Genomic DNA, 20,003 nt, shown 5'->3' on the forward strand with positions numbered 1-20,003 from the left:
GCGGACAAGCCCTGGGGGTGTCTCGCCGATCACGCCGGGCTCGCGACGCACGGCACGGCGCCGAACCCCGCGACGCCGTGCTCGTCGCGCGCAGTGCCTCTCCCAGCTACCGCCGTGAGGCGACGCGACCGTGCGGACCGCCCCCTACGGCGTGTCGAACCGGGCGATCGGTGCCACCACCGCGTCCGTCAGTGACGCCAGGTCCTTCGGGGACAGCTCGACCTCCAGACCCCGGCGGCCCGCCGAGACGCAGACCGTTTCGTGGTCGTCGGCGGAGGCGTCCAGTGCGGTCGGCAGGCGCTTGCGCTGGCCGAGTGGGGAGATGCCGCCGCGGACGTAGCCCGTGGTGCGCTCGGCGGCCGCCGGGTCCGCCATGGTGGCGCGCTTGCCGCCGACCGCGGCGGCGAGCGCCTTGAGGTCGAGGGAGGCCGATACGGGCACGATGGCGACCGTGAGGCGGTCGTCGACGCTCGCGACGAGGGTCTTGAACACCCGCCCCGGGTCCATGCCCAGCGCCTGCGCGGCCTCCTCGCCGTACGAGGGGGCGGCGGGGTCGTGGTCGTAGGAGCGCACGGTGAAGGCCGTGCCCGCCGCGGTGAGGGCGGTGGTGGCGGGCGTTCCCGTACTTCCTGAAGCGTTCTTCTTGGTCTTCTTCGCCATATCCGATGCGTGAAGTTGAGGCGGCGTCAGTTGGGGCTGGTGGGGCGGCGGGTCAGGTCGACGGCGGGCAGCGACGGGAGCTTACCGATGACCGCGCTCTCGGAGCGCAGCATTTTCAGCTCGTCGGCCAGCCGGCTCGCCGTATCGGGCGCCTGGAGCAGCCGCTGCTTGGCCGGGGTGTCGAGCACGGCGGCGGCCGCGACCAGGTAGGAGAGCACCGAGGGCTCGCCCGGCAGGTCCTGTTCGGTGGCGAGGGTGCGTTCCCGGGCGCCCGCGAGCCGCTTCTGGTAGGTGCGGAACGCCCGTACCACGCCGGAGGCGAGCGCTCCGGCGCCGTCGCCCGGCTCCTCCTCCAGCTCGTTGACCTCGCCCACCAGATAGGGGCCGGTGGAGTCCACGGACAGCAGCTCGAAGCGGGTGGTGCCGGTGGCCAGCACCTCGTAGGTGCCGTCCTCCTGCTCCCGGATGGTGGCCGCGTCCGCGACACAGCCCACCCCGTAGAACGACTTGGCCGGGTCCGGGCCGAAGCCCGCCGCCGGGCCCCGGTCGGGGGCCGGCGCCGACTCCGGGAGGCCGATCGCGCTGGGCGCGACCTCGTGACCGTCCCTGATGGCAATCACCCCGAACCGGCGCGGGGCATCCTCGGGAAGCGCCGAAAGATCGCGCATCAGGGAGCGGTACCGCTGTTCGAAGACGTTCAGGGGCATGACGAGCCCCGGGAACAACACCGTGTTCAGCGGGAAGAGCGGAAGGCGCGCGGAGGTCACGGGGCGTAAGCCTAATGGCCCCACGCGTGTCTCTTCACTGGCGGCGCAGCAGCCGGGACGCACCGGCCGCCACGGTGGTGGCCAGTACCCAGCCGAGCAGGATCATCACGATGGACGCCCACTGGACCGCGCCCGCGGGTTTCCAGTAGCCGTCCTGGCCCAGGTTGATGACCGGGATCAGCAGATCGAGCGTATAGAGCGAGGCGTTCCAGTACGGCGTTTCCCCTGGTTTGATGGGATCCGGTCGGTTGTGCGCGAAGAACACCGAGCCGACGGCCCACAGCACCGCCATCCACACGGCCGCCCGGCCGGGCCGGTAGCCGTAGGCCACGGTCCAGTCCTGGAGGTAGCCCCACATCTTCCCGGCGAGCGGCAGCGTTTCGCGGCGCCGCCGCTGCTTGGCGAGCAGCACCTCGCGCGCGTCGGCGTCCTCGCCGCTGGCCCGCATCGTGTTGGCGAGCATCTCGTACGGCTCGGGCGCGTACTCGGGGGTCGCCGCGGCCACCCACTCCAGCCGCCGGGACAGCGGGAAGTGGCCGCGCGGGATCAGGTTCTCGTAGGAGAAGCCCGCCATGGTCAGCCCGCCGGGGCCGGGCCAGCTCACCGACTTGTCGACCAGGTTGACCACCTTGGCGCCGGACAGGATCACCCGGCCGCGCTGCGGCCGCTCGCCCAGGAAGCGCAGCTCGGGCGTCTGCACCCGGCGCAGCGACAGCTCCTGGTCGTTCTCCATGACGAAGCGGGCCTGGTCGAAGTCGATGGCGTCGCCGATCCGCCCGTCGTCCAGCCGGATCCCGCCCTCGCATTCGAAGCGCTGGATGCGGGTGCCACGGGTCGGCGTGCTGGTGGTGCCGTACGGGGGCGTCGAACCGCTGGAGTAGGTGCTGACCCCGCCCGCGGTGAGGTACAGGCTGCGCTCGACGGTCAGCTGCGGCGCGTTCAGCGCCCGTCGCCCGTACGGGTTGCGCAGCCGGCTGCCGCGCAGGCTGAGCGACACGCCGATCTGCGCGCCGCGCAGACTGATCTCGCCGTACGACTCGATCATGTCGGCCTGGAAGTCCTGGGCCACGGTCAGCCCGTCTGCCGTGATCGACATGCCGCGGCGGTCGCGGCGCACGATCAGCTGGTTCAGCAGTAAATCGGTGCCGATGTGGGCGTCGGTGAGCCGGATGCCATGGTCGACCACGCAGCGCGGCAGATGCAGATCGCCCTCGGTGCTCAGCCGCGCCGCCTCCAGCCGGGGGAGTGAGCAGCCCACCAGGCGGAGGGTGGTGAAGTTCGATTCCGGAAGCAGCACCTCCCGCTCGAAGCGGCAGTTCTTCAGCTCCACGTACGGGTCGATATTGCCGCCGGCCAGGTCGAGGGTGCCGGTGATGTGCACCCCGTTGAGCTTGAGCGCGGCCACCCGGCCCGGCTGGGCGGGCGGCCCGTCGAGCAGCAGCAGGGCGACGACACGCGCGCGCACACTGCGCTCCGGGCCCCAGGCGTACGGGCCTGAGGGGTCGTTCCGCTGGGGGTGGGAGGTGCGCAGATCGTGGGTACTGCCGTTGCGGAACGCCTGCCACATGCCCCACTCGGCGGTGGTCAGGTCCAGCCCGGGGGGAGGATCGCCGTCGTGTGGCTCGGTCACAGCCGTGTGCCTCCTGTCCTCCGTACCCCCGTACGGAACCCCATTCCCGCTGAGTAACCGCTTGAACGCCAACGGTCAGGATCAACTTAGGGGGTCCGTATCACTCACTGATACGGGGGGCGGGGCGTCGGAGCACGTCTGAGACAATTGATCGCGTGATCTCCCGTATCGATCTGCGCGGCGCCGCCTTCCCCGAGGGCGGGATCGACCGCGACCTGCTGCCCCGTGCCGAGCTGGACGTCGAGGCCGCCCTGGAGAAGGTGCGGCCCATCTGCGACGACGTGCGCCATCGCGGCACCGCTGCACTGATCGAGTACGCGCATCGCTTCGACGGCGTGACCATGGAGCGGGTGCGCGTGCCCGCCGAGACGCTCACCCGTGCCCTGGAGGAGCTGGACCCGGCCGTGCGCGCGGCCCTGGAGGAGTCCATCCGGCGGGCCCGGCTGGTCCACCGGGAGCAGCGGCGCGCCGACCACACCACGCAGGTCGTGCCGGGCGGCACGGTCACCGAGCGCTGGGTGCCCGTCGAGCGCGTCGGGCTGTACGCACCGGGCGGGCGGTCCGTCTACCCGTCGTCCGTGGTGATGAACGTGGTGCCCGCGCAGGAGGCCGGGGTCGCCTCGATGGCCGTCGCGTCCCCGCCGCAGGCGGAGTTCGGCGGGCTGCCGCACCCCACGATCCTGGCGGCCTGCGCGCTGCTCGGCGTGGACGAGGTGTACGCGGCGGGCGGCGCCCAGGCGGTCGCGATGTTCGCGTACGGCACCGACGAGTGCCGTCCGGTCTCCATGGTCACCGGGCCCGGCAACATCTGGGTCGCCGCCGCCAAGCGGCTGCTCAAGGGCCGTATCGGCATCGACGCCGAGGCCGGGCCGACCGAGATCGCGATCCTCGCCGACGCCACCGCCGACCCGGTGCACGTCGCCGCGGACCTGATCAGCCAGGCCGAGCACGACCCGCTGGCCGCCTCGGTGCTCGTCACCGACTCCGAGGAGCTGGCCGCGACGGTCGAGAAGGAGCTGGAGACCCAGGTCGCCGCCACCAAGCACGTCGAGGACCGCATCGCCCCCGCGCTGGCCGGGCGGCAGTCCGGCATCGTGCTGGTCGACGGCCTCGAACAGGGCCTCGCGGTGGTCGACGCGTACGCGGCCGAGCACCTGGAGATCCAGACCGAGGACGCGGCGGCGGTCGCGGCCCGGGTGCGCAACGCCGGGGCGATCTTCGTCGGCGCGTACGCACCGGTGTCGCTCGGCGACTACGCGGCGGGCTCGAACCACGTCCTGCCCACCGGTGGCTGCGCCTGCCACTCCTCCGGCCTGTCGGTGCAGTCCTTCCTGCGCGGCATCCATGTCGTGGACTACACCCGCGAGGCGCTGGCCGAGGTCGCGGGTCATGTGGTGACGCTCGCCGACGCGGAGGATCTGCCCGCGCACGGCGCGGCGGTGAAGGCACGGTTCGACTGGAAGGTACCTGGGAGCAAGTGACCGGGATTGATGATCTCCCCATCCGGGACGAGCTGCGCGGCAAGTCCCCGTACGGCGCGCCGCAGCTGGACGTCCCCGTACGGCTGAACACCAACGAGAACCCCTATCCGCTGCCCGAGCCGCTGGTGGAGCGGATCGCGGAGCGGGTCGCCGAGGCGGCCCGCCAGCTCAACCGCTACCCGGACCGGGACGCGGTCGAGCTGCGCACCGGGCTGGCCCACTACCTCACCCGTACGGCGGGGCTCGCGGTGGGCCCCGAGCAGGTGTGGGCGGCCAACGGCTCCAACGAGGTGCTCCAGCAGCTGCTCCAGACCTTCGGCGGGCCCGGGCGCACCGCGATCGGCTTCGAGCCCTCGTACTCGATGCACGCGCTGATCTCGCGCGGCACCGGCACCGGCTGGATCTCCGGCCCGCGGAACGACGACTTCACCATCGATGTCGAGGCCGCCTGCCAGGTCATCGCCGAGCGCAAGCCGGACGTCGTCTTCATCACCTCGCCGAACAACCCGACCGGCACCGCCGTCGGGGCCGAGACGGTGCTCGCGCTGTACGAGGCGGCGCAGGCGGCCAAGCCGTCGCTGGTGGTGGTGGACGAGGCGTACGCCGAGTTCAGCCACCGCCCGTCGCTGCTGCCGCTGATCGAGGGCCGGCCGCATCTGGTGCTCTCCCGGACGATGTCCAAGGCGTTCGGCGCCGCCGGGCTGCGGCTCGGCTACCTGGCCGCCGACCCCGCCGTGGTCGACGCCGTCCAGCTGGTGCGGCTGCCGTACCACCTGTCCGCCGTCACCCAGGCCACCGCGCTGGCCGCCCTGGAGCACACCGATACGCTGCTCGGGTACGTCGACGCGCTCAAGACCGAGCGCGACCGGCTGGTGCGGGAGCTGCGCGCCATTGGCTGCGACGTGACCGACTCGGACGCCAACTTCGTCCAGTTCGGACGCTTCGAGGACGCCCACGCGGCCTGGCAGACCCTGCTGGACCACGGCGTCCTGGTCCGGGACAACGGCGTACCGGGCCGGCTGCGGGTCACCGCGGGCACCCCCACCGAGAACGACGCGTTCCTCGACGCGGTTCGCGAGCTGATGAAGGAGAAGAGCGCATGACCCGCGTGGGACGCGTGGAGCGCACGACCAAGGAGACCTCGGTCGTCGTCGAGATCGACCTCGACGGCACCGGCCAGGTCGATGTATCAACAGGCGTCGGCTTCTACGACCACATGCTCGACCAGCTCGGCCGCCACGGCCTCTTCGACCTCACGGTCAAGACCGAGGGTGACCTGCACATCGACACCCACCACACGATCGAGGACACCGCCCTCGCGCTCGGTGCCGCCTTCAAACAGGCGCTCGGCGACAAGACCGGCATCTACCGCTTCGGCAACTGCACCGTGCCGCTGGACGAGTCGCTGGCCCAGGTGACCGTCGACCTCTCCGGCCGCCCGTACCTGGTGCACAGCGAGCCGGAGAACATCGCGCCGATGATCGGCTCTTACGACACCACGATGACGCGGCACATCCTGGAGTCCTTCGTGGCCCAGGCGCAGGTCGCCCTGCACGTCCACGTGCCGTACGGGCGCAACGCGCACCACATCGTGGAGTGCCAGTTCAAGGCGCTCGCCCGGGCGCTGCGGTACGCGAGCGAACGCGACCCGCGCGCCGCCGGAATCCTTCCCTCCACGAAGGGCGCCCTCTGAATGAACGGGCTGTCGACCGTTTTCATCCTGCTCGGGCTGTTCCTTCTCGGCGGAGTCATCTCCTTCGCCAAGCAGGGACTGCCCAAGGGCGTGATCGTGCTGCTGGGAGTGGGCGCCACGATGGCGCTGCTGGCCGGGATCCTGCGGCTGGAGGTCTGGAATTGAGCAGCGCCGCGAAGAAGATCATCGTCTTCGACTACGGCTTCGGTAACGTCCGCTCCGCCGAACGGGCCCTCGCCCACGCCGGCGCGGACGTCGAGATCAGCCGCGACTACGACAAGGCCATGGCCGCCGACGGCCTCCTCGTCCCCGGCGTCGGCGCCTTCGGCGCCTGCATGAAGGGGCTGCGCGAGGCGCGCGGCGACTGGATCGTGGGCCGCCGCCTGGCCGGCGGCCGCCCGGTCATGGGCATCTGCGTCGGCATGCAGATCCTCTTCGGCCGCGGCATCGAGCACGGCGTCGAGGCCGAGGGCCTGGACGAATGGCCCGGCACCGTCGAACCGCTGCGCGCCCCCGTCGTCCCCCACATGGGCTGGAACACGGTCACCGCGCCCGGCGACTCGCGGCTCTTCGCGGGACTGGACAAGGAGGAGCGCTACTACTTCGTGCACTCCTACGCCGTCCGCACCTGGGAGCTGGAGGTGGCCAACCCGCACATGCCCGGCCCCAAGGTCAGCTGGACGACCCACGGCGAACCGTTCGTGGCCGCCGTGGAGAACGGCCCGCTGTGGGCCACCCAGTTCCACCCCGAGAAGTCCGGCGACGCCGGGGCCCGCCTGCTGCGCAACTGGCTCGACACGCTCTGACCGGCCCGCCCCGCCCGTACCCGCCCGCCCCGTACGCACCGTAAGGTTCCCGCATGCCAACGCACCGCCTCGAACTCCTCCCCGCCGTCGACGTCCGCGACGGCCAGGCCGTCCGCCTCGTCCATGGCGAGTCCGGCTCCGAGACGTCGTACGGCGACCCGATGGAGGCCGCCCTCGCCTGGCAGCGGGCCGGCGCCGAGTGGCTGCACCTGGTGGACCTCGATGCCGCCTTCGGCACCGGCGACAACCGCGAGCAGATCGCCCAGGTGGCCCGCGCCATGGACCTCAAGGTCGAGCTGTCCGGCGGCATCCGCGACGACGCCTCGCTGACCGCAGCCCTCGCCACCGGCTGCACCCGCGTCAACCTCGGCACCGCCGCCCTGGAGACCCCCGAGTGGGTCGCCAAGGTCATCGCCGAGCACGGCGACAAGATCGCCGTCGGCCTCGACGTCCGCGGCACCACCCTGCGCGGCCGCGGCTGGACCCGCGACGGCGGCGACCTGTACGAAACCCTCGCCCGCCTCGACTCCGAGGGCTGCGCCCGCTACGTCGTCACCGACATCGCCAAGGACGGCACCCTCCAGGGCCCCAACCTGGAGCTGCTGCGCAACGTGTGCGCCGCAACCGACAAGCCCGTCGTCGCCTCCGGCGGCGTTTCCTCGCTCGACGACCTGCGCGCCCTTGCGACCCTGGTACCGGAAGGTGTCGAGGGCGCCATCGTGGGCAAGGCGCTCTACGCCAAGGCGTTCACCTTGGAAGAGGCGTTGGAGGCGGTATCCGCATGACCTCACCCGAAAGCTCGGCCGAGAAGACCCCGCGGCGCGTGCAGACCGGCAGTCCCTGGGAGGAGACGATCGGCTTCGCCCGGGCCGTCGCGGCCGGGGACCTGGTCGTCGTCTCCGGCACCATGCCGCTCGCGGAGCGCGGCGTCCTGGAGGGCGAGGGCGACCCGTACGAGCAGACGCTCGCCGCCTTCGGCCACGCGCTCGACGCGCTGAAGAAGTTCGACCTGGGCGTCGAGTCGGTCATCCGCACCCGCATGTACCTCACCCACGCCCGCGACGTGGACGAGGCGGGCCGCGCCCACAAGGAGATCTTCGACGCCGTACGCCCCGCCGCGACCCTCGTCGTGGTGTCCGGCTTCGTCGACTCGCGCGTGCTGGTGGAAGTCGAACTGGAAGCATTCCGAGGAGCCCGAGCGTCATGACCCTGGCGGTCCGAGTCATCCCCTGCCTGGACGTGGACAACGGCCGGGTCGTCAAGGGCGTCAACTTCCAGAACCTGCGGGACGCCGGTGACCCCGTCGAAATGGCCCGGATCTACGGCCAGGAGGGCGCCGACGAGCTGACCTTCCTCGACATCACCGCCTCCTCCGGCGACCGCGAGACCACCTACGACGTGGTGCGCCGCACCGCCGAGCAGGTCTTCATCCCGCTGACCGTGGGCGGCGGCGTCCGCACCACCGAGGACGTCGACAAGCTGCTGCGCGCCGGAGCCGACAAGGTCGGCGTCAACACCGCAGCCATCGCCCGGCCCGAGCTGATCCGCGAGATCGCCCAGCGCTTCGGCAGCCAGGTCCTCGTCCTGTCGGTCGACGCCCGCCGTTGCCCTTCCGGAACGGAAACGGAATCCGGCTACGAGGTCACCACCCACGGCGGCCGCCGCGGCACCGGCATCGACGCCGTGGAGTGGGCCCACCGCGCGGCCGAGCTGGGCGCCGGGGAGATCCTGCTGAACTCGATGGACGCGGACGGCACCAAGGACGGCTACGACACCGCGATGATCGAAGCGGTGCGCAAGCACGTCACCATCCCCGTCATCGCCAGCGGCGGCGCGGGCAAGCTCGACGACTTCGCCCCGGCGGTCGAGGCGGGCGCGGACGCGGTGCTGGCCGCCTCCGTCTTCCACTTCGGCGACCTGCGCATCGGCGAGGTCAAGGGCGCGCTGCGGGACGCGGGGCACCCGGTCCGCTGAGGACGTACTACGCAGCCGCGGCGGGGAGCACCGGACGGTGATCCCCGCCGCGTCGCGTCTCAGCGCGTCGGCCGCTCGCGGTAGTGGTCGACGATCCCGCGCTTCAGGTACGCGGTCTTCTCCATGACGTCGCCCTTCTTGCCCGCCCCGACGTCCTTCGTCCGGTAGCTGCGTCACCGAGGAGGGTCAGGCTGTCCCGGGTCGAAGACCCCACTCGTGACGATCACGGACCCCTTGTCGACGCGGGCGATGCCGAACCCGTGGCGGCCCGCCGCGTTCCACGCGTCGTCCTCCGCGTCACTCCGGGATCTTCGCAGCCACCTTGTAGAAGCGCGGCGGCGTCTCCGGAGGCATCACCGTCTCGGCCCAGGAAGGAGCCGATTTGGTCGAAGACCGCCTGCGCCTTCTCCTGGCCCTTCTCCGGCTCGGTCATCCGGTACAGCTCCTTGAGCAGGGCGTCCGGGTCGGTCGGCAGAGACGCCAGCCACTGGTACGTGGGGCGGTAGACGCCCGCCGGAGACCCGCCCAATTCGTGCGTCGAGGTGTAGCCCCCGCCCGCGTACATCTCGCCGGTCTTGTTGATCCGCTTCACCCGCTGCGACATCCAGACCTCACGCTTCTGCGGCGGCTCCAACGTGGAGGAGCCGTCCTCCTTCAGCTCGGCCCCCGCCGTCACGCTCTTGACGTAGACGAGCTGGTCCTGCCGCACCGGCGTGACATCCGACTTCGCCGCGGTCCCGGCGATCCGCTCGAGCAGGACGGTGGCGGTCTCGTGCGGCTGGGCGGTGGTGTCGCCGGACGTCCCGCCCCCGGTGAAGGTGACGGCCAGCGCCCCGGCCAGCGCCAGCCCCGCGGCGGGCATCAGCAGCGCCGGGCGCAGCAGCCGCGGCCGGGCCTTCGGGTCCGGGGTCGTCTTCTGGTCGGCGGTGTCATCGATGAGCTGCATCAAACGGTCCTTGTGGTGGAGGTACGGAGCGGAGGGCACGTCCCGCTCGGCCGGGACGGGAGGAAGCAGCCGGGCGAGTTCCTCGCGCGTGGTGTCCTCGTACGCGGCGTCCTCGCGATCGGGCCTCATCGGGGGTCCTCCTGAAACTCCTGAAACGGCAGGGCCGCGATCGCGGCCTCGTGCTGTACCTCTCCGCGATGCCGCGGCGGTTCCTTCTTTTCCTCCGCGAGCCGCTGTTCGGCGAGCTTGCGCAGCCGGGCACGGGCCCGGGACAGCCTCGAGCGCACCGTCCCCACCGGAATGCCCATCGCCTCGGCCGCCTGCGCGTAGTCCAGCCCCGACCACACGCACAGCGCCAGCACCTCCTGCTCCCCGCGCCGCAGTCGGCCGTACACCGCTTGTACGGCGGCCAGTTGGCGGGCGTCGTCGATCCGGCCCGCGGACTCCTCGGCGAAGTCCGCCACCGGGGCGGGCGCGGGACGCCGGGCCAGGAACGCCAGCCTCCGCCCGAGGCCCCGGTTGGCGTTGCGCGCCTTGTTCGTCGCCACGCCCAGTAACCACGGCTTCAACGAGCCGTCGCCCGGCTCCAGTTGCTCCCGGCCGCGCCAGGCGTCGAGGAACGTGTCCCCCATCACCTCCTCGGCCGCCGACCAGTCGCCGGTCAGCCGGAAGGCATGGTTGTAGACGGCGCGCGCGTGCTCTTCGTAGAGCTGCGCGAACGCCTCGCGGTCACCCGCCCGTATCCGCTCGCGCAGACCCTCAGTCATGTCGTTTCCACCTCACACCCGTGCCTCTCCGCACGCGGTGGGCGGTTCCCGTGACCTGCGCCACACGATCACGGGCCGTTCTGTGCCCGGCTATTCGGCCGGGGCCGACGCCGCGTCGATCACCTCGTCCAGGACCTCCCGGGAGCGGATCAGGTCGGCGATCATCCGGTTGATGCGGTCCCGCTCCACGGTCAGGTCGGCGACCAGCCGCCCGCCCGCGATCCGGGACGGGCCGCCGTCCGAGTCCCGCATGCAGGGCAGGAGTTCGACGATCTTCTCGCTGCACAGCCCCGCGGCGAACAGCTCCTGGATGCGGATCACCCGGTCCACCGCGCCCTCGGCGTACTCGCGATGGCCGCCCGGGGTGCGCTCGGCGTCCATCAGGCCCTGCTTCTCGTAATAGCGCAGCGAGCGCTCGCTGACGCCGGTGCGCCGAGCCAGTTCGCCGATCCGCATTCCCCACCTCGCACGCCGGTCCGGGCTTGAATCTGACACCAATGTGAACTTCTACGGTACCGGCATGACGAACGCACCAGCGATCACTTCTCTGTTCGAATCGGCCCGCCTCGGCGCACTCCACCTGCCCAACCGCCTGGTCATGGCGCCGATGACCCGCAACCGCGCCGCCGCCGACGGCGTACCGCTGCCGATCATGGACACCTACTACGCGCAGCGCGCCTCCGCCGGGCTGATCGTCGCCGAGGCCGCCACGCCCAACGCCGTCGGGCAGACCTACCCCAACATCACCGCGATCCACAACGACGCCCATGTCGCCGGCTGGCGGCGCGTCACCGACGCGGTCCACGCCGCGGGTGGCCGCCCGATGTTCCTCCAGCTCCAGCACGGCGGCCGGGTCGGTCACCCCGACACCAGCGGACTGACCCCGCTCGCGCCCTCCCCGGTCCCGCTCCCCGAGACCATCTTCACCCCGGGCGGTCACCAAGAGGCCGTCGTGCCGCGCGAGATGACCGCCGACGACATCCGCGCCACCATCGCCGACTTCGCCGCCGCCGCCCGCAACGCCCTCGACGCGGGCTTCGCCGGGGTGGAGGTGCACTCCGCCAACGGCTACCTGCTCCACCAGTTCTTGGCCGGGAACACCAACCGCCGCACCGACGCCTACGGCGGCCCGGCGAGCGGCCGCATCCGCTTCGTGGCCGAGACGGTCCGCGCCGTCGCCGACGCGATCGGCCCCGAGCGGGTGGGCGTACGGATCTCACCCCACTCCACCGTCAACGGCATCGAGGAGGGCGACACCGAGCGCATCTACCCCGCGCTCATCGAGGCGCTGGCGGACATCGCCCCGGCCTATGTGCACATCGTCCGCGCCGAACCGGACGACCCCGTCTTCCGGGAGATCCGCACGACATGGCCGGGCACCCTGATCGCCAACCCCCATCTGCCCGGTGCCGCGATCCCCGCCGACGGCGGCCTCCACCAGGCCACCCGCCTCCTCGCCGAGGGCGCCGACCTGATCGCCCTCGGCCGCCCCTTCCTGGCCAACCCCGACCTGGTCCACCGCCTGCGCACCGGCGCCCCGCTCAACCCGATCCGGGACGCGTACCTGATGTACGTGGGCGGCGAGACCGGCTACACCGACTACCCCACGCTGACCGTCGGCTCGTGACGGACGGGGAAGTTGACCGAGTTGGCGATGAAGCACTGCTGATGGGCATCGTGGTGAGCCGAACGCGCCCGCTCCACCATCCCCGCGTCCGCGACGGTGACCACCGGCCGCAGCACCACCTCGGTGAACCGCCCGCTGTGCCCGGCCTCCTCCTCCATGGTCCCGGTGGCGGCATCCTCGTACGCCGTGATCGTCACCCCGTCCCGGGCGCACACGGACAGATACGTCAGCATGTGGCACTGCGACAGCGAGGCCAGCAGAAACTCCTCCGGGTTCCAGCGCGTCGGATCCCCCAGGAACGCCGGATCGGCGCTGGCCGCGAGGGTGGGCTTGCCCTCGCTGAGCACATCGTGCGCGCGCTCATAGCCCCGGTATCCGCTCCCGGTGTCGCCGGTCCAGCGGACGGTGGTGCGGTAGGTGTGCTGACGGCCCATGGTGTCGGTGTTCCTCTCGACTGACCGGACGCGAACGGGGGCGGGGATACCTCGCTACCACCGCCACCACCATTTTGGCCGACAGCCGGTCAGATGTTGCCAGTCGTCGCACTCCGCTTCCCAGTCGGCAGTGGCCCTCGTCCGTCTCGCGTCCGTGCGCTGAGCCTCGACCAGTTCGGCGACCTCGCGGCGGCCCGTCTTCTCCTTCGCGGCGATGTCAGCCTTGACCCGCTTGATCTGTGAAGCGATCTCGGCTGCCCGGTTCTGCCGTGTACTGCGGAGGGCGCCGTCCGCCACCGCTGTGTTGTGTATCCGATTGGCGAAGTCCTGGACAGCGGACTCTTGGTAGACGGAACGAGGGAACGCCACGGTGCGTTTGGTGCCGTCCGGGCGAGTCAGGTGGATGAAGCTGTTCTCCGGAGCGAACTGAGGCTTGACCTTGAGGCCGGCCAGTGGCAACTCTTCGTCCACACCCGCGGGCAGTGTCTCCTGTTCGCGGGCGCCCTCAAGCACCAGCAGGGCATGCCGGTGCAGGCGCAGCAGCCCGAGACGGTCCACTCGTTCTCCCGGCCCCGGCCGCAGCAGCTCCTCCCGCTCCCTTTCCAGTCCTGAGAGGCGCTCCTTGCCGCTCCTCACCATGTCCGCGACGCGACGCTCGGCCACCGACACCTGCTGGCGGTCCTCTCCCTCCACCGTCCGCTTCGTCAGACGGGCGACATGCAGGGCTTGCCGTGCGTCGCGGTGTTCGGTGCCGAACGAGTACCGCCACTCGTCCAAGCGGGCTGGGTAGAGGAGTCGTTGCCGCACGACGACGAGTACGGAGAACGCCAAGAGCAGCAGCAGTAAGTCCACGGTGTCCACTGTCGATCCTCCCCTGAACCACCTCTGCGGCAGTGTGCCAGTCTGTCGGGCCGAGCCAGATACGTTTCACGAGATCCTCCTTGCGCTGGTATGTCCCGTGAGCCGGGTGACGGGGGTGCGTGAGCACTTCGCCGGCGGGATCAGCACCGCTCGGGGAGGCGGTTGGGAGGGCGGGCACCGTCCAGTGAGTCACGGGATGCCCTGGAGATCGCCGAGCACGTGTCCGTGGACGGCGAAAAAAATGCAGAGGAAATCGACCGCAGAACTCCAGCAAACCGTGACCTTAACACCCCATGCGATGCACCGGTGTCCTGCGGTAGCGTTCTCTTTACATGACGTTGAGCCGGGTCCTGGGGGCATGATGGCGGTCTTGCTGTACTACCCATTAGTGAAGCCACCGACAGAAATCCTCCATCAATCGCTGCTCTATTGGGACGGCGTCGCGTCGGTGGTACCGATGTCCCCCCATGTCTACGAAGCGGCCGTTCCGGTGGAGCTGAGGGATCTACGGGACAGATCTCTCTACACTCCGCTGGTCCTGGAGCCCGATTCGCTGAACTCCCTGGAACGTCCGTTCGGAGGGTCCCGCTCTAGCCGCACGGGTGCCTCCGAGCTGCTGCACCAGGAGCTACGCCGGATCGCCTTGGACGCTCGACGCTCCGGGCGGCCATTGCAGCGAGATGCCTTGATCTATCTCTCCAAGATCAGCGAATGGCTGGAAGACGAACTGCTGCATCTTGGGCTGGCCGAGCCGGTTAACCATGGCCACTGGAGACTTGCAGTCACTGAGGAAGTTCAACAGCTCATTATCGGCGTTATAGCTCGTGAACTCGCCTCGAGTAGCCGGGTGTCCTACGTCCCCTATACCGACCGGGCCGACGCCCACGACCTGACCCTGCGCCCCCAGCCAGACTTTCGTCGAGCCCGCCTGGCGGCCTGGGAGATGGAGATAGGGTCCCTTCTGCCGGTTCCGGCACCAGGCACCTCGATGGCCGAGGTCCTGGCATTTCGTGAACGCTATTCTGATGAACGACAGAACCTCATGCGTGCCCTGCATCGCATGCTCGCGGACCTTCGCCGCGATTACGAGCATCCTGCCGATGTGCTGGCACAGATGAGTCGGGAGATTGAGCATGCTGTCCAGGATTACCGAGCGGCGGCCAAGAGCAGCCGTATGGCGTGGGTGAACCGATCGGTCATGGTGACCGTTGCGCTGGGCGCTGCGGCCGGAAGCGCGATGCAGCCTGGTCTCACGTGGGTACTGGGTGCAGTGGGAGGCTATGCGCTAAACGTTGCTACACGTGAAATCCGCCCCATGGGGAGGGCGCGCCAGGACCACAGCTTTAGTTATCTACACAGAATCCAAGAGTCTCTGTCCTGACGTCTTGTGCGGGCGCCTCCGACTTGGGAACGGCACCGGCTAAGCGTAGGACTGTGTTGCGGCTGCGCGAGGCCGCGTTCTCTGCTCCTCGTTCGGCGTTCTTCCCAGTAGATCAGGCGTTGAAGTCGTATTCGAGAATGTACGACCCCGCGTCGAGGACCATCTCGTTGACCTCCACGGCCCTGCCACCCTCGGTGAAAGCCGTCCGGCACATGAGGAACACGGGAGTGCCGGTGGCGAGGCGTAGGTCCTCGGCCTCGGTCGTGGTGGGCATCCGTGAACGGATCTCCTCGCGGAAACGGGCCGGTGCATGGCCGAGCTCGGCCAGCCTGGCGTAGACGCCACCCGGGCCGCTGTCCTCCTGGGTGATGGCTGAGCCGTCCACCACGGACATCGGCAGATACGACGTCGACAGGAGGACGGGCTTTCCGTCCAGCACGAAGCGGCGGCTGCGGGCGCAGACGCGCTCGTCCTCGCTCAAGCCCAGGACGTCGGCGATGTGGTCCGGGGTGTCCTGCTCGGTCACCGTGATGCCGTCGACGACGATGTCGCGGTCCTCGTCCAGATCGGCGGACCAGACCGAGCGCCCTGTTCCCCACTGACCTTGGGCGAGTCGTTGGATGCCGCGCCGTCGCAGGGGCCGGAAGGTGCGTACGAAAACTCCGGCGCCCTTCCGAGCCTCGGCGAGACCTTCACTCTGCAGCACGCTGAGCGCCTGCCGGGCGGTCATCCGCGCGACCTGGTACGCGGCCATCAGGTCGTTTTCGCCGGGCAGGCGATCGCCCGGCCGGTACTCCCCGGCGTCGATCGCTGCCCTGAGCGCGTTGGCGATGCGTTGGTACTTCCGCTCCCCGCCCTCGCTCTGCCCCGCTGTCACTGACGTCCTCCCATCATCTCTAGAGACACCCTAGGCGTCCGCTCGTCTGTTTGGGCAACCGGGCGCCGCTGTGAGTAAGTTGACATCTCTAGAGATGTGACGCTTCACTGAGCATGTCTAGAGATGCTTCCGGGAGGGTGCAGTGACGCATGTGACGGATCGTCGGGATGACGAGGCGGAACCTGAGCGACTTGGAAGGCTGGTCCTGCCTCCGGACCGGGAATCGGTACCCCGGGCACGGCGCTGGTTCCGCAAGTTCACCGCCCATGAGGCGCTGGCGTGTTCGATGGACGACTGCTTACTGCTGATCTCCGAACTGGTCACCAACGCGATCGTGTACGGGGAGGCAGAGGGGCTGTGGCGGGTCCGGGTGGAGTGGTATCGAGTGGGTACGTCGTTGCGCGTCGAGGTCCACAACCCCGGCTTCCCGGCGAGGGTGCGGCTTCGGCGCCCCGGAGCCGGTGAAGCGCATGGGCGCGGGTTACTGATCGTGGACCAGCTGGCCGACGAGTGGTGGTCCGGGCCGAGTGCTCACGGCGGCACGGTGGTCGCGTTCGTGATGCACAAGGCGTTCGCCGAACAGCGGCAGGCAGGTCCGGGCATCTGATCGCCCACGGATAATGCGGGGCATGGACCTGCGCCCGGAGCTGCTTCCGCCGTCCGTAAGCCCAGCGCGTCTGGACGAGCTCAGCCGTGACATCGAGCGGATACGCGATCTCGTGGAGGGCGGCGGTCCAGCGGGTGTGGACGATGCCGTCGCCGCGTTCAACCAGCGGACGGGTCACGCGTACACGGCCGTCGACTTCGCCGGGTACGACGGGTCGCGGAGCCTCGACGAGTTTGCCCGGGAGGCTGCGAGGCCGGTTTGGCCGACAGCGCCCGGCGTCACCCCTGACGAACTGGTCGAGATCGTACGCAGGGTCATGGCCGCCGACCCGGAGACGGACTATTACCTGCGGCTCCTGGAGGCCAATGTGCCCCATCCACGCGTGAGTGAGCTGATCTTCCACCCGCCTGCCGAGCGGGAGAACACCGCCGAGGCCGTCGTCGACGCGGCGCTGGGCTATCGGGCGGTCACCCTGTAGCGGGTGTCGGAGCGTCAGGGCGTGAAGGCGGCGCGGAAAGCGTCCAGGGCGGTGTCGGGGTCGTGGCGGGCCCAGGATTCGAGGCCCACGACGCCGGTGTAGCCGAGGTCGTGGAGGGCGGCGGCGATGGCGGGGTAGTGGATTTCACCGGTGCCCGGTTCGCAGCGGCCGGGGACGTCGGCCACCTGGATCTCGCCGACGTACGGGAGGGCTTGGCCCAGGAGGTCGATGAGGTTTCCCTCGCCGATCTGGGCGTGGTAGAGGTCCAGGTTCAGCCGCAGGTGGGGGCTGTCGACGGCGCGGGCCAGGGCGAGGGTGTCGGCGGCGCGGGCGAAGGGGGTGCCCGGGTGGTCGACGGCGAGGTTGAGGTTTTCGAGGGTGAAGACGCGGTCCGCTTCCTCGCCGAGGGCCGCGATGCGGCGGAGGGTGTCGGCGGCGGTGAGCCACATCGTGGGGGTGACGTCGTGGACGGGGCGTACGGGGAGGCCCTGAGGGTCAAGGCCGGTCCCGTGGAGGTTGAGGCGGGGGCAGTCCAATTGCGCGGCCACGTCGAGGGACTTGCGGGCCGAGGCGAGCAGGGCCTCGATGCCGTCGGGTTCGGTGAGGTCGCCGGTGAGGTAGCCGGTCATGGAGGAGAACGTGGCGCCGGTGGCGGCGAGGGCGTCGATGTCCTTGGCGGACCAGTCCCAGATCTCGACCTGGAAGCCCTGGTCGGCGATGCGCCGGACCCGTTCGGTGAACGGCAGGTCGAGGTAGAGCATTTCGGCGCTCGCGGCGAGGGTGAAGGGGCTCACGCGGTCACCTCGGCGAGGTCGACGGGGGCCGCGGTCTCGACGCTGCGGATGGCGGCGAGGGCGATGGCCAGCGCCCGGCGGGCGTCGTGGCCGGTGACCGGGGGCGGCGCCTGGTGGCGGATCGCGTCGGCGAACGCGGTCAGCTCCGCGAGGTAGGCCGGGCGCAGCAGGTCCGTATCGCGCCGGGCGGTGTCGGCGTGCATGCCCTCGGGGCCGTAGTACGTCATGTCGGTGCTGCGGCCGCTTCCGGCGGTGACCATGCCGCCCGAGCCGAAGACCTCGGCGCGTACGTCGTAGCCGTACAGGGCGGAGAAGGACGCCTCGGCGGTGGCGATGGCGCCGTTGTCGAAACGGATCGTCACCACGGCGGTGTCGAGGTGGCCGTCCGCCTTGGCGTCGGGGCGGATCAGGGCGTCGGCGGTGGCGTGGACGCGGACGGGGGCGGCACCGGGGTTGAGCCAGCACAGGGTGTCGAAGTCATGGATGAGGGTTTCGAGGAAGATCGTCCACCGTGGGATACGGGCCGGGTCTGCGGTGAACGGGCCCGGGTCGCGGGTGAGGGAGCGCAGCAGCTGCGGGGTGCCGGTCCGGCCGTCGTCGACGGCGGCGCGGGCGGCGGCGAAACCGGGGGCGAACCGGCGGTTGAACCCCACCTGGAGGACGACGCCCGCGTCGCGCGCGGCGGCGATGGCGCGGTCGGCGTCCTCCAGGGTCACCGCCATCGGCTTCTCCACGAAGACGTGCTTTCCGGCGGCGGCCGCCGCCACGACCAGGTCGGTATGGGCCCGGGCCGGGGCGGTGATCAGCACCCCGTCGATGTCGTCCCGGCCGAGGACGGCGGCGGGGTCGGTGGTGGCGTACGGGGCGCCGAGGGAGGCCGCGAGGCGTTCCGCGGCGCCGGGCACCGGATCGGCGACGGCGGCCAGGGCGGCGCCGGGGACGTGCCGGGCGACGAGCCCGGCGTGGTTGCCGCCGATGCGGCCCGCGCCGATCGTGGCCAGTCGCACCGTGTCGGTGACGGTCATATGCGTATCTCCCTGGAGCCTCGTATCGTGGAGGATGGAGGACTAGTACGTTCTAGTCACGGCAGGACGGTAGAGCGAGAACGGGGAGCCGGTCAAGAGATCGATATGCTCGGACGCGGATCGGCCAGGAGTGCGTTTCGGCAGGCAGGAGTGACGGGAGTGACCGAGGAGGCGGGCGGCACCCGGCCGACCATGGCCGACGTCGCGCGGGCCGCCGGTATCTCCACCGCGCTGGTCTCGATCGTGATGCGCGGCGTACCGGGAGCCAGCGAGGCCACCCGCAAACGCGTCCTGAAGATCGCCGACGAGATGGGGTACGTCCCCGACCAGCGCGCCCGCAAGCTGCGCCAGAGCAGTTCACGGCTGCTCGGCGTCACCTTCGAACTCCAGCAGCCCTTCCACGGCGACCTCGTGGAACAGATCTACGCCGCCGCGGCCCGGCGCGGCTACGACGTGACGCTCAGCGCCGTGGCACCCAGCCGCGAGGAGTCCACCGCGGTCGGCGCGCTGCTGCGCGAGCGCTGCGAGGCCGCCATCCTGTTGGGCAGCCGGCTCGGTACGGAGGAGCTGGCCCGGCTGGCCCGCCGGGGGCCGACGCTGCTGGTCGCCCGGCACACCGACGTCCCGGGCGTGGGCGTCGTACGCGGCGACGACAAGGCCGGGGTCGCGCTCGCCGTCGACCATCTCGCCGCCCTCGGCCACCGGCACATCGCACACATCGACGGGGCCGGGGCGCCCGGAAGCTCCGACCGCCGCCTCGGCTTCCTGGAGGCCATGGGGCGGCACGGGCTCCAGGACTCGGCCGAGGTGCTGGCCGGTGGGCTCACCGAGTCCGCGGGGGCGCAGGGCATGCGCTATCTGCTGGCCCGAGAGACCCCGCCCACGGCCGTCGTCGCCTTCAATGACCGCTGCGCCACGGGCGTGCTGGACGTCCTCGGGCGGGAGGGTCACGCGGTTCCCGGGGAGATCTCGGTGGTCGGGTACGACGATTCGCGGCTGGCCAAGTTCCCCCATGTGCAGATGACGACGGTGTCGCAGGACGCGGCCCGGCTCGCGGAGGCCGCGGTGAGCGGGGCGCTGGACCTCGTCGCGGGCCGGGAGGCGTCCGAGAGCGTGTTCGCGCCCCATCTGGTGGAGCGCGCCACCACCGGCCCGGCCCCGGGTCACCCGTAGCCCGCTGGAACCCTCTAGAACG

At 70.6% G+C, this 20,003-nt stretch carries 24 protein-coding genes; 13 read left to right on the forward strand and 11 right to left on the reverse strand.

The genetic code is table 11. The annotated features are described in order from the left end of the window. Positions 1-144: 144 nt before the first annotated feature. The 3 genes from ybaK to SSOG_RS33475 are packed head-to-tail and all read right to left on the reverse strand — an operon-like array spanning position 145 to position 3,057. Positions 145-660, reverse strand: a complete 516-nt coding sequence (gene ybaK / locus SSOG_RS33465; RefSeq protein ID WP_009718692.1) for a Cys-tRNA(Pro) deacylase — start codon at positions 658-660, stop codon at positions 145-147. Positions 661-686: 26 nt separating this feature from the next. After that, entirely contained in the window at positions 687-1,427 is a 741-nt protein-coding gene (locus SSOG_RS33470) for an LON peptidase substrate-binding domain-containing protein (protein ID WP_009718693.1), read from the reverse strand. A gap of 34 nt (positions 1,428-1,461) precedes the next feature. Continuing rightward, positions 1,462-3,057, reverse strand: a complete 1,596-nt coding sequence (locus SSOG_RS33475; protein WP_009718694.1) for a hypothetical protein — start codon at positions 3,055-3,057, stop codon at positions 1,462-1,464. A gap of 155 nt (positions 3,058-3,212) precedes the next feature. Here SSOG_RS33475 and hisD point away from each other — a divergent pair, with 155 nt between their 5' ends. The 8 genes from hisD to hisF are packed head-to-tail and all read left to right on the forward strand — an operon-like array spanning position 3,213 to position 9,011. Beyond that, positions 3,213-4,538: a histidinol dehydrogenase gene (hisD, locus tag SSOG_RS33480; RefSeq protein ID WP_009718695.1), complete on the forward strand. Its 1,326-nt coding sequence runs from the start codon at positions 3,213-3,215 to the stop codon at positions 4,536-4,538. Beyond that, complete coding sequence (locus SSOG_RS33485) at positions 4,535-5,641, forward strand: histidinol-phosphate transaminase (RefSeq protein ID WP_009718696.1); 1,107 nt, start codon at positions 4,535-4,537, stop codon at positions 5,639-5,641. Before hisD ends, SSOG_RS33485 begins: the two co-directional genes overlap by 4 nt. Then, positions 5,638-6,231, forward strand: a complete 594-nt coding sequence (hisB, locus tag SSOG_RS33490; protein WP_009718697.1) for an imidazoleglycerol-phosphate dehydratase HisB — start codon at positions 5,638-5,640, stop codon at positions 6,229-6,231. Before SSOG_RS33485 ends, hisB begins: the two co-directional genes overlap by 4 nt. Continuing rightward, complete coding sequence (locus SSOG_RS54160) at positions 6,232-6,396, forward strand: hypothetical protein (protein WP_009718698.1); 165 nt, start codon at positions 6,232-6,234, stop codon at positions 6,394-6,396. Next, a complete protein-coding gene (hisH, locus tag SSOG_RS33500; protein WP_009718699.1) occupies positions 6,393-7,037 on the forward strand; it encodes an imidazole glycerol phosphate synthase subunit HisH in 645 nt (214 codons plus the stop codon). Before SSOG_RS54160 ends, hisH begins: the two co-directional genes overlap by 4 nt. 53 nt (positions 7,038-7,090) lie before the next feature. Then, positions 7,091-7,822 carry a bifunctional 1-(5-phosphoribosyl)-5-((5-phosphoribosylamino)methylideneamino)imidazole-4-carboxamide isomerase/phosphoribosylanthranilate isomerase PriA gene (priA, locus tag SSOG_RS33505; protein ID WP_009718700.1) on the forward strand — a complete coding sequence of 244 codons (732 nt, stop codon included), beginning with the start codon at positions 7,091-7,093 and terminating at the stop codon, positions 7,820-7,822. Beyond that, positions 7,819-8,244 carry a RidA family protein gene (locus SSOG_RS33510; protein WP_009718701.1) on the forward strand — a complete coding sequence of 142 codons (426 nt, stop codon included), beginning with the start codon at positions 7,819-7,821 and terminating at the stop codon, positions 8,242-8,244. Before priA ends, SSOG_RS33510 begins: the two co-directional genes overlap by 4 nt. Further along, a complete protein-coding gene (gene hisF / locus SSOG_RS33515) occupies positions 8,241-9,011 on the forward strand; it encodes an imidazole glycerol phosphate synthase subunit HisF (RefSeq protein WP_009718702.1) in 771 nt (256 codons plus the stop codon). The genes SSOG_RS33510 and hisF overlap by 4 nt, the downstream gene beginning before the upstream one ends. A 223-nt stretch (positions 9,012-9,234) precedes the next feature. Here the strand turns inward: hisF and SSOG_RS33520 are convergent, their stop codons facing one another. The 3 genes from SSOG_RS33520 to SSOG_RS33530 all read right to left on the reverse strand — a co-directional run bounded on the left by SSOG_RS33520 (position 9,235) and on the right by SSOG_RS33530 (position 11,180). Then, on the reverse strand, positions 9,235-10,086 hold the full coding sequence (locus SSOG_RS33520; RefSeq protein ID WP_009718703.1) for a CU044_5270 family protein: 852 nt from the start codon (positions 10,084-10,086) through the stop codon (positions 9,235-9,237). Then, the gene (locus SSOG_RS33525; protein WP_009718704.1) at positions 10,083-10,724 is read right to left on the reverse strand and encodes an RNA polymerase sigma factor; all 642 of its coding nucleotides are present in this window, start codon (positions 10,722-10,724) and stop codon (positions 10,083-10,085) included. The genes SSOG_RS33520 and SSOG_RS33525 overlap by 4 nt, the downstream gene beginning before the upstream one ends. A gap of 90 nt (positions 10,725-10,814) precedes the next feature. Further along, positions 10,815-11,180, reverse strand: coding sequence for a MerR family transcriptional regulator (locus SSOG_RS33530; RefSeq protein ID WP_039939289.1), 366 nt, complete (start codon positions 11,178-11,180; stop codon positions 10,815-10,817). Between the two features lie 64 nt (positions 11,181-11,244). Between SSOG_RS33530 and SSOG_RS33535 the strand changes: the two genes are divergently transcribed. Beyond that, a complete protein-coding gene (locus SSOG_RS33535; protein ID WP_039942122.1) occupies positions 11,245-12,351 on the forward strand; it encodes an alkene reductase in 1,107 nt (368 codons plus the stop codon). Here SSOG_RS33535 and SSOG_RS33540 read toward each other — a convergent pair. Continuing rightward, positions 12,324-12,785, reverse strand: coding sequence for an OsmC family protein (locus SSOG_RS33540; protein WP_009718707.1), 462 nt, complete (start codon positions 12,783-12,785; stop codon positions 12,324-12,326). The two genes, SSOG_RS33535 and SSOG_RS33540, sit on opposite strands and share 28 nt — an antisense overlap. A gap of 54 nt (positions 12,786-12,839) precedes the next feature. Beyond that, entirely contained in the window at positions 12,840-13,637 is a 798-nt protein-coding gene (locus SSOG_RS33545) for a hypothetical protein (RefSeq protein ID WP_154686008.1), read from the reverse strand. A 379-nt stretch (positions 13,638-14,016) separates the two neighbouring features. Here SSOG_RS33545 and SSOG_RS33550 point away from each other — a divergent pair, with 379 nt between their 5' ends. After that, on the forward strand, positions 14,017-15,027 hold the full coding sequence (locus SSOG_RS33550; protein ID WP_154686009.1) for a DUF6236 family protein: 1,011 nt from the start codon (positions 14,017-14,019) through the stop codon (positions 15,025-15,027). Positions 15,028-15,139: 112 nt separating this feature from the next. Here SSOG_RS33550 and SSOG_RS33555 read toward each other — a convergent pair whose 3' ends face one another. Further along, complete coding sequence (locus SSOG_RS33555) at positions 15,140-15,904, reverse strand: GntR family transcriptional regulator (protein WP_009718710.1); 765 nt, start codon at positions 15,902-15,904, stop codon at positions 15,140-15,142. A 142-nt stretch (positions 15,905-16,046) separates the two neighbouring features. Between SSOG_RS33555 and SSOG_RS33560 the strand changes: the two genes are divergently transcribed. Both SSOG_RS33560 and SSOG_RS33565 read left to right on the forward strand, forming a co-directional pair. Next, complete coding sequence (locus tag SSOG_RS33560) at positions 16,047-16,511, forward strand: ATP-binding protein (protein ID WP_050800044.1); 465 nt, start codon at positions 16,047-16,049, stop codon at positions 16,509-16,511. A 22-nt stretch (positions 16,512-16,533) separates the two neighbouring features. After that, the gene (locus SSOG_RS33565) at positions 16,534-16,989 is read left to right on the forward strand and encodes a hypothetical protein (RefSeq protein WP_106516500.1); all 456 of its coding nucleotides are present in this window, start codon (positions 16,534-16,536) and stop codon (positions 16,987-16,989) included. Positions 16,990-17,003: 14 nt separating this feature from the next. Here the strand turns inward: SSOG_RS33565 and SSOG_RS33570 are convergent, their stop codons facing one another. Together SSOG_RS33570 and SSOG_RS33575 are read right to left on the reverse strand one after the other, a co-directional pair. Beyond that, positions 17,004-17,783 (reverse strand): TIM barrel protein, encoded by a 780-nt coding sequence (locus tag SSOG_RS33570; protein ID WP_009718713.1) that lies wholly within the window; start codon positions 17,781-17,783, stop codon positions 17,004-17,006. After that, positions 17,780-18,808, reverse strand: coding sequence for a Gfo/Idh/MocA family oxidoreductase (locus SSOG_RS33575; RefSeq protein ID WP_009718714.1), 1,029 nt, complete (start codon positions 18,806-18,808; stop codon positions 17,780-17,782). The genes SSOG_RS33570 and SSOG_RS33575 overlap by 4 nt, the downstream gene beginning before the upstream one ends. Positions 18,809-18,967: 159 nt before the next feature. Between SSOG_RS33575 and SSOG_RS33580 the strand changes: the two genes are divergently transcribed. Continuing rightward, positions 18,968-19,981: a LacI family DNA-binding transcriptional regulator gene (locus tag SSOG_RS33580; RefSeq protein ID WP_245606436.1), complete on the forward strand. Its 1,014-nt coding sequence runs from the start codon at positions 18,968-18,970 to the stop codon at positions 19,979-19,981. The last annotated feature ends 22 nt before the right edge of the window (positions 19,982-20,003 follow it).

Origin of the sequence: Streptomyces himastatinicus ATCC 53653, assembly GCF_000158915.1 — a bacterium.
Taxonomy (GTDB): Bacteria; Actinomycetota; Actinomycetes; order Streptomycetales; family Streptomycetaceae; genus Streptomyces; species Streptomyces himastatinicus.

Coding starts and splice junctions, on each gene's coding strand:
- ybaK (WP_009718692.1), bottom strand. CDS start 660: ATGGCGAAGAAGACCAAGAAGAACGCTTCAGGAAGTACGGGAACGCCC.
- hisB (WP_009718697.1), top strand. CDS start 5,638: ATGACCCGCGTGGGACGCGTGGAGCGCACGACCAAGGAGACCTCGGTC.
- SSOG_RS54160 (WP_009718698.1), top strand. CDS start 6,232: ATGAACGGGCTGTCGACCGTTTTCATCCTGCTCGGGCTGTTCCTTCTC.
- priA (WP_009718700.1), top strand. CDS start 7,091: ATGCCAACGCACCGCCTCGAACTCCTCCCCGCCGTCGACGTCCGCGAC.
- SSOG_RS33510 (WP_009718701.1), top strand. CDS start 7,819: ATGACCTCACCCGAAAGCTCGGCCGAGAAGACCCCGCGGCGCGTGCAG.
- hisF (WP_009718702.1), top strand. CDS start 8,241: ATGACCCTGGCGGTCCGAGTCATCCCCTGCCTGGACGTGGACAACGGC.
- SSOG_RS33520 (WP_009718703.1), bottom strand. CDS start 10,086: ATGAGGCCCGATCGCGAGGACGCCGCGTACGAGGACACCACGCGCGAG.
- SSOG_RS33525 (WP_009718704.1), bottom strand. CDS start 10,724: ATGACTGAGGGTCTGCGCGAGCGGATACGGGCGGGTGACCGCGAGGCG.
- SSOG_RS33530 (WP_039939289.1), bottom strand. CDS start 11,180: ATGCGGATCGGCGAACTGGCTCGGCGCACCGGCGTCAGCGAGCGCTCG.
- SSOG_RS33535 (WP_039942122.1), top strand. CDS start 11,245: ATGACGAACGCACCAGCGATCACTTCTCTGTTCGAATCGGCCCGCCTC.
- SSOG_RS33540 (WP_009718707.1), bottom strand. CDS start 12,785: ATGGGCCGTCAGCACACCTACCGCACCACCGTCCGCTGGACCGGCGAC.
- SSOG_RS33565 (WP_106516500.1), top strand. CDS start 16,534: ATGGACCTGCGCCCGGAGCTGCTTCCGCCGTCCGTAAGCCCAGCGCGT.
- SSOG_RS33575 (WP_009718714.1), bottom strand. CDS start 18,808: ATGACCGTCACCGACACGGTGCGACTGGCCACGATCGGCGCGGGCCGC.